Origin of the sequence: Pseudomonas sp. RIT-562, from assembly GCF_026241895.1 — a bacterium.
GTDB lineage: Bacteria > Pseudomonadota > Gammaproteobacteria > Pseudomonadales > Pseudomonadaceae > Aquipseudomonas > Aquipseudomonas mandelii_F.
This window is the reverse complement of record NZ_JAPJIV010000054.1, coordinates 1-835: the sequence shown is the minus strand read 5'-3', so window position 1 is coordinate 835 and position 835 is coordinate 1. Positions and strand designations below refer to the sequence as shown.

At 59.9% G+C, this 835-nt stretch carries 1 protein-coding gene; it reads left to right on the top strand.

From position 1 onward, the window contains the following. A partial coding sequence (locus ORL50_RS28710) for an immunoglobulin-like domain-containing protein (protein WP_323055291.1) occupies positions 1–835 on the top strand: 835 nt, incomplete at both ends.

Sequence of the window (835 nt, the reverse complement as noted above, 5' to 3'; positions counted from 1 at the left end):
TACCGGGGCGACCTCGAACGGCGCAGCGCTGGAGAACCCAACCATCGGTGGCCCAGCTTCGGTGACCATTGGCGACACCACCAGTGAAGTGTTTGCGACCCTGACGGCGGATAAAACCACCGTGGCAGAAGGCGGTTCGGTGACTTACACCGTGACCCTGACCACCAGCACCGGTCTGCCACTGACCAACCACCCTGAGCTGACTTTCAAACTCACCGACGGTACGTTGATCAAAGTCCCGGCTAACAGCGTCACCGGCCAAGCGACCATCACCGCTGCCGATGACATCGCAGTGGGCGGTCAACCGACCATCGTGAACAAGCTGGAAACGGTCGAAGGTGCTGGCACCTACGAAAAACTGACCCTGGGTCAGAACTCGCTGGAAACTACCGTTACTGACGAACCTACTGGTCAAGGCGATGCCGTTGGCATCACCATTACCGGCAACGGCCCCGTCCTGGAAAACCAGGGCGCAGCCTTCACCATCAAGCTCGACAAAGCGCAAGACCACCCAGTGACCGTCAAGCTGAGCGACGGTTCGACCTTGGTCTTCGCTGCTGGTCAGACTGAGAAAGTTCACACCCTGGCTCCGCAAGGCGACGACGTCTACAAAGACGGCGGCACCGTGTCTTTGAGCATCACCGGTGCCACCTCGAACGGCGCAGCGCTGGAGAACCCGACCATCAGTGGCCCAGCTTCGGTCACCATCGGCGACACCACCAGTGAAGTGTTTGCGACCCTGACGGCGGATAAAACCACCGTAGCTGAAGGCGGTTCCGTCACTTACACCGTGACCTTGACCACCAGCACTGGTCTGCCACTGACCAACCACCCT